The 6,441-nt window shown below is 73.0% G+C and carries 6 protein-coding genes and 2 pseudogenes; 5 read left to right on the top strand and 3 right to left on the bottom strand.

Annotated features, from left to right (window positions below; genetic code table 11):
• The first annotated feature begins 67 nt into the window (after positions 1–67).
• Positions 68–2,302 carry an FUSC family protein gene (locus B9S61_RS20150; RefSeq protein ID WP_103543509.1) on the top strand — a complete coding sequence of 745 codons (2,235 nt, stop codon included), beginning with the start codon at positions 68–70 and terminating at the stop codon, positions 2,300–2,302.
• A gap of 91 nt (positions 2,303–2,393) precedes the next feature.
• Here B9S61_RS20150 and B9S61_RS20145 read toward each other — a convergent pair whose 3' ends face one another.
• The 3 genes and pseudogenes from B9S61_RS20145 to B9S61_RS20135 form a co-directional block, all read right to left on the bottom strand.
• Entirely contained in the window at positions 2,394–2,852 is a 459-nt protein-coding gene (locus B9S61_RS20145; protein WP_103543508.1) for a cyclic nucleotide-binding domain-containing protein, read from the bottom strand.
• A gap of 302 nt (positions 2,853–3,154) precedes the next feature.
• Positions 3,155–3,740, bottom strand: a pseudogene (locus tag B9S61_RS20140) (hypothetical protein); the annotation flags it as partial.
• Positions 3,741–3,789: 49 nt separating this feature from the next.
• Positions 3,790–4,020 (bottom strand): annotated as a pseudogene (locus tag B9S61_RS20135) (hypothetical protein).
• A 149-nt stretch (positions 4,021–4,169) separates the two neighbouring features.
• Between B9S61_RS20135 and B9S61_RS20130 the strand changes: the two are divergent.
• The 4 genes from B9S61_RS20130 to B9S61_RS20115 all read left to right on the top strand — a co-directional run bounded on the left by B9S61_RS20130 (position 4,170) and on the right by B9S61_RS20115 (position 6,389).
• Positions 4,170–4,604, top strand: coding sequence for an ATP-binding protein (locus tag B9S61_RS20130; protein ID WP_103543507.1), 435 nt, complete (start codon positions 4,170–4,172; stop codon positions 4,602–4,604).
• Between the two features lie 182 nt (positions 4,605–4,786).
• Positions 4,787–5,650 (top strand): SigB/SigF/SigG family RNA polymerase sigma factor, encoded by an 864-nt coding sequence (locus tag B9S61_RS20125; RefSeq protein WP_103543506.1) that lies wholly within the window; start codon positions 4,787–4,789, stop codon positions 5,648–5,650.
• Between the two features lie 54 nt (positions 5,651–5,704).
• Positions 5,705–5,932, top strand: a complete 228-nt coding sequence (locus tag B9S61_RS20120; protein ID WP_103543505.1) for a DUF5133 domain-containing protein — start codon at positions 5,705–5,707, stop codon at positions 5,930–5,932.
• 28 nt (positions 5,933–5,960) lie between these two features.
• Positions 5,961–6,389 (top strand): hypothetical protein, encoded by a 429-nt coding sequence (locus tag B9S61_RS20115; protein WP_103543504.1) that lies wholly within the window; start codon positions 5,961–5,963, stop codon positions 6,387–6,389.
• The last annotated feature ends 52 nt before the right edge of the window (positions 6,390–6,441 follow it).

The raw sequence follows: 6,441 nt of genomic DNA, 5'->3' as shown, positions 1-6,441 counted from the left end.
AAGGGCTCCGCCGCGATGAGGACCCCCGTCGCGGGGGGACGCGGACGACGGGGGAGGCTGCGGCGGAGTGAACGTGGCGGGACGGCCGGGGCGGGCACGGCTGCGGGACCGTCTGGCGGCGTCCGACCCCGGTCTGCTGCGGCTGACGGCGGCGCTGCGGACGGTCGGGGCCATCGCGCTGACGCTGGCCGTGCTCGCCTCGCTGGGCTTCGGTGTCACCCGTCTGGTGGCGGGGGCCATGACCGCGATGGTCGCCACCTTCGCCATCCGGGAGCGGCAGCGCGGCGCCCAGGCCGTCACGCTGGCGCTCGGGCTGCCGGTCGCACTGGCCTCCGTGTCGCTGGGCGCGGTGCTCAGCGAGCGGACCGTCGTGGGGGACGCCTTCTTCGTCGTCCTCATCTTCTGCGCGGTCTACGGCCGCCGGTTCGGGGACCGCGGGACCGGGCTCGGCCTGATCGGCTTCCAGGTCTATTTCGTGTCGCTGTTCGTCGGCGCCGCCGCCGATCGGCTGCCGGGCCTGTGGGCGGCCATGACGGTGGCGTTCGCGAGCAGCGCGCTGGTGCGGTTCGCCGTGGTCCCGGTGGCTCCCGCCGGTCTGCTCCAGCGGCTGCGGCAGGCCTTCAGGGCCCGGCTCGCTCAGTTGGTCTCCGCGCAGCTGACGCTGCTCGACGCCGGGCCGGACGAGATGGACAAGGCGCTGGAGGAGGTACGGGAGGGCAACGCCCGCCTGCACGAGACGGCACTGATGATCCAGACCCGCCTGGAGGAGGGCACGCCCGACGAGTCGGCGGCGCGGCTCGTGCAGCGCCGGATCGCGGACGCCGAGATCGCCGCCGAGCGGCTCGGCCTGCTGCTGCTGTCCGCCCGCAGCGCCGAACGGGCCGACACCCTGACCCTGCACCTGCCCGGCGCGCCCGCTCCGGAGGTGGGCCGGCTGCCCGGACCGGAGGAGGCCACCGACCGGTTGCGCCGGGATCTGCTCGCGCTGCGCGCGCTGGTGCTGCGGACGGGAGTGCCCGGGACGGGCCTGGCCCGGGTGCGCAACCGGCTGCTCGCCTACCGGGACGGGGAGAACCTGCCGCCCGCGTCACCGGCCGTGCAGGACGTGTTCCGCGCCCTCGGGGAGACCGCCCGTGCCGTCATGGGGCTGCGGATCGCCCTGGACGGCCCCCAGGACGAGTCGGACGACAGCCCGGCGACGGCCAGGTCCCGGGAGGAGCTGGACGCCGAGGACGCCGCCATCGACGCCGGCGAGGAGGCGGAGCCGGATGCCACGCGGACGGGCCTGCGACGGCCCACCACGCGCGCCGCCGTGCAGGTGGCGGTGGGCTCGACGCTGGCCATCATCGGCGGCGAGCTGCTGTCCACGGACCGCTGGTACTGGGCGGTGCTGACCTGCTGGATCGTCTTCATCAACACGGCTTCGACCGGCGAGATCCTGGTCAAGGGATACCGGCGGCTGCTGGGCACGGTGTTCGGCGTGGCCGCGGGGATCGCACTGGCGGCCGTGGTGGGCCGGAGCACCCTGGCGGCGTTCCTGCTGGTGCTGGTGCTGATCTTCCTGATGTTCTACACGGCGCCGCTGTCCTACACCCTGATGTCGTTCTTCGTGACCGCGATGCTGGGACTGCTGTACACGCTGCTGCACACCTACAGCTGGGAGGTGCTGGTGCTGCGCCTGGAGGAGACGGCGCTCGGCGCGGCCTGCGGGGTGGCCGCGGCGGCGCTGGTGCTGCCGGTGCGCACGGACCGGCGCACCGACGAGCTGCTGGTCACCGTGCTGGAACGGCTGGGTGAGGTCGCCGAGGCCGCGGTCGGACAGCTCAGCGGCGGTCCCGCCGACGACCTGCTGGACAAGGCACGCGAGCTGGACCAGGCCCTGGGCGACCTGCGCGGCGCCACCCAGCCGCTGACCCATCCGGTCACCCCGCTGCGGGCCCGGCGCACCAACGCGCGTTATGTGGTGGCGCTCCTCGAGACGTGCGCGTACCACGCGCGTTCGCTGGCGGCGACGGCCGAGCTGCTGCCGACGCACCCCTCGATCGCGGCGGACCCCCGGCTGCGGGGGGCGGCGGGGCGCACGGTGCGCAACATCGGCACGATCACGGCGCGGGTCGCGGGCGAGGACGTCTCCGCTCCGGTCGAGACGGGTCCGAGCATCGCGTCCCTCCTGGGCGACGACGGCTCGGCCCGCTACGGCCGTATCACCGGCCGGGTCCTGCGCCATCTGGAACGCCTGGACGAAGCCGTGGTGGGCCTGGCCCGCCCTCTGGACGTCCCCGTCTCGACCCCCGACCGCTGAGCCCGGCGCCGGGGCCCGCACCCCCGGTGTCCGCACTCCGGTGTCCGCCGGGCGCGCAGCCCGTGGTGGACGGCGGGGCCGCACCGGACCGCTACACCGGGCCGCTGCGCCGGTGCACCGCGTACTGCTCCATCAGTTTGCCGCGTGTCGTCTCCAGGCGGTGGGCGAGGACCTCGGCGACCTTGCGCACCAGCGTCAGTCCGAGCGTCGGATCCTCCTCGCACAGCCGGAGCACGTCCGCCGCGTCGAACTCGTAGGCGCGCACCGGGCTGAAGGCCACCGCGCCGAAGTCCCACTCGTGCGGCGGGAACAGCCAGGACCAGCCGAGCAGATCGCCCGCGCCGAGGCCGGCGACCGTGACCCGGTGCAGTTCGTTCACCGGCTGGTCCAGCGAGACCGCGCCGGAGCGGATCACCCAGAAGCGGTCGGCGGTGCCTCCCGACTCGAAGATCCGGGTGTCCTCCGGAAAGGAGACCTCCCGCGCGAGCGCCATCAGGCGCTCGCGCTGCGGAGGGGGGAGGGCTGTCAGGAGTTTGATCGCTTTGGTCATGGCGCGGGGCTCCTCGCCGGGCAATCGGTTCCGGTGCTTTCCCTACGTTCATTTCAGCCGCTGCCGCCGTGCGGGGCACCTCGGCGGGCCGGGATTCCCGCGGCCGGGCATGAAAAAGCCCTGGCTGGACGGGGGAAGCCAGCCAGGGCCGTAAGCGGTGATGTCCGGAGGACAGAGCGTCGGCTCCGTCACCACGTATGTATGAACGATAAACCATTTATCCTGGGTTCCGTTAATCGGGTCGCGTGACCTCTTTCACTACGGCGTCAGGCGGCACGTTCGTCCACCATCCGGACCGTGCCGAGCGCCGGTTCCGACCGCCAGCCGTCCAGCCCCGCGAAGATCAGCACCGACGGACTCGTCGTCCCCAGCAGATCGGCCCGCAGGTGGAACACCGAGCCCTGCTCCGGACCGCTGCCCATCTTGGTCGAAGTCGACGGCCGACGGCGGGTGCGCGAGACGGCGGCCGGCGTCCCACCGCGGCTCCACCCACACCGGCTCGATCCCGGACAGGATCAGCCCGGACACCACCGACTTGTGGGCGTCCCGCCCGATCAGCAGCTTCTCGTGCGGTCCCGCGACCGACAGCATCGCCGCCTTGACCGACAGGGAACTGCCGCACGTACTGAAGAACGTGTGCTCCGCGTGGACCGCGTCCGCCATCAGCTCCTGGGCCCGCTGCAGCACCCGGCCCCGGGTGAGCCGGTCGTCCAGACCTCCCGTCGCCAGTACATCGCCCAGGAACACCGCGTCCCCGAGCACCTCACGCACCGCCGGGTCGGCTCGGCGGGCCTGCTTGTGGCCCGGCGGGGTGAAACTCAGCCGCCCTTCGCGGTGGTAGGACTCCAGTGCTTCCAGAACCGGCGCCCGGCTGTGACCGTCCGTCATGGGCCGCCGGGTTCCCGGAATCGGGCGCCGGCAATCCGCCCGTCGGCGTTCAGCCCTGCCCCGCGTGTCTGCCCGGCGTCAGGATCTCGTCCAGCACCCGCAGCACCACCCCGTAGGCCACCCCGCGCACCTCGGCGTCGCGCACGGCGGCCGGATCGCCGGGATCCCCTCGTCAGAGCTCCGCGCCCCGGGCCCGCCAGGCCCTCTCCTCCTGCGCCGCGCAGGCCCTCGCCCGCCGAATGCGCCGCAGCAGTTCGTCCGAGTCCACCACATCGGTCATGGAGACCGCGTACCCGCCTACGGCGTTCGGATGACAGGAGTCCGGGAAGCGGTCGGGAGGTTTGCCGGTAACGGGACAGGTGAGCCGAAAAGGGAGGTCCGAGGCATTCATCGAACCGTCGTCAGCGACCGACCGCAAGGAGCCGCAGTATGAGTGAGGAGTACACCACCGAACCCCTTCTCCGTCCGCCCGGTGCGCGCCACGCGGTGCCGGCCCGCCCGGCGGAGGTACGCGAGGCCGTCGCCCGGGCGGTGTCCGAGCGCTGCCGCGCCACCCACACGGCCTGCGACACCGACGCCCTGGCGGACGCGCTGCTCGTCGCCTCCGAACTCACCACCAACGCGATCCTGCACGGCGGGGGCGTCACCGACTTCCGGGTGGACGTCAGCGGTCCCGGAGTACGGCTGTCGGTGAGCGACGGCAGCGACGAACTGCCCGTCGTGGTGCCCCGGCCCGACCAGCAAGGACGCCGCCGCCCGGGCGGTCACGGCTGGCCGATCGTGTGCCGGCTGGCCCGCGACGTCCGGGTGTCCGATCTGCCCGCCGGCGGCAAGTGCATCACCGCCGTCGTACCCCTGGTCTGAGCCGCCGGCAGATTTCCCCGGCGAAGCGGAGTTTGTTGTACCGGTGCGGGGGCAATCGGAGGTTCGTGCTTCGGACCGGAGGCGCGCCAGCGGGAGGGTACGGCCGCTGAGGACCCTCCGGGTGTCCCGGCGGCGACCGTCCCGCGGTAGTCCCCCACAACCACCGTTCGGGAGCGAACCGCATGCTCATTGACACATCCGCCCAACGTCACGGCTCCTCCGACACGACGGCCGCCCCACCTCGCCGGCGGCACGACGACGCCCCCGACACCGCCGCCCTGTTCCAGCGGCTGTCCTCACTGGAGGACGGGCCCGAGCGGGACGCGGTCCGCGACGAGCTGGCCACGGCGTGGCTGCCCATGGCCCATCGCATCGCCGGCCGTTTCCGCGACCGCGGTGAGTCCATCGAGGACCTGCGCCAGGTCGCCGCCCTCGGGCTGGTCAAGGCGATCGACCGGTTCGACCCGAGCCGCGGGGCCTTCGAGAGCTACGCCGTCCCCACCATCACCGGCGAGGTCAAGCGGCACTTCCGCGACCGGATGTGGGCGCTGCGGGTGCCCCGCCGGGTGCAGGAACTGCGCAACAAGGTGCGGGTGGCACGGCGCGAGCTCACCCAGAGCCCCGGCAGCCCCGAGCCGTCCGCGGCGGCCGTCGCCGCGCACACCGGGCTGACCGAGGAAGAGGTCGCCGCCGGGATGGAGGCGCTGGAGAGCTTCAGCACCCTGTCGCTGGACGCCGAACTGTCCTCCGACGACGACGGCTACAGCCTTGCCGACACCCTCGGTGCCGCGGACGCCTCCTACGACGTCGTCATCGACCGCGAGTCCGCCAAGGAAGGGCTGCGCCGGCTCCCGGAGCGCGAGCGCGCCATCCTCTACATGCGCTTCTTCGAGGACATGACCCAGAGCCGCATCGCCGACCGGCTGGGCATCTCCCAGATGCACGTTTCCCGCCTCATCAGCCGCAGCTGCGCCCGGGTGCGCGCGGACGTGATGGGGCAGCGGAGGAACCCGCACGGCACCGACGGGCACTCGGCGACAGTGTGACCGGCGCGCCCGCCCGGACAGGAACAGGAACAGGAACAGGAAAGAAAGAGAAACATGCTGAAGCCCCACCCCACCGTGCTGCGCCGCCTCGTCGAGGAGTACGAGGCCCTGACGGCCACCGCGACCGGCGTCGCGGACCCGCGGACCGCCGACCTGGCGTACACGCTGTGCGTGTCGACCGGCACCCGGGACATACGGCAGGCACTCGCCACCGCACACCGCTGGCTGGCGTCCGCCGGCCCGGACGTGCCCCGGACCGCCGCCCGGCCGGCCGCCGTATGACTTCCCGGGTGCGGGGAACCCGGAGCCGATGAGCGACTCCGAGATCCCCCCGGAAGGCCGGCCCGTGGACGTCTACCTCGACCTCCTGCGGGTCCGCATGGACACCGAGGACTACCGGCTTCTGCTCCGTGTGGTGGAGCCCGTCCTCGACGCGATCGACGACCACCGGCTGTCGGGCCTGGACCTGGCGCTGGAGAGCGGCGACGACGAACTGCCCCAGGAGGTCCGCGACGAGGCCGCACTCGTCATCGCGACCGCCGTCACCGGCCGGCTGGACAACGAGGTGGTCGAGCTGGACGTCGACGAGACCGGCCCGGTCAGGGTGGTCACCGACGCGGCGACCGCCGCCGACCCGTCGCGGCTGGGCGAGATCGCCGACTTCATCAGGGACCGCCACCGTCAGAACGAGGAGCTGCGGGGCATAGCCGAGGCCAGCGGCCTGCCCACGGACTTCTGACCGCCCGGACGTGCTCCCCGGGACCGCTCCGCAGGCAGGACGGGCCCGGCGG

The sequence above is a fragment of the Streptomyces sp. SM1 genome (assembly GCF_002910825.1).
GTDB lineage: Bacteria > Actinomycetota > Actinomycetes > Streptomycetales > Streptomycetaceae > Streptomyces > Streptomyces okerensis.
Note: the sequence above shows the minus strand (reverse complement) of the source record. Positions and strands in the feature narration are given on the sequence as shown.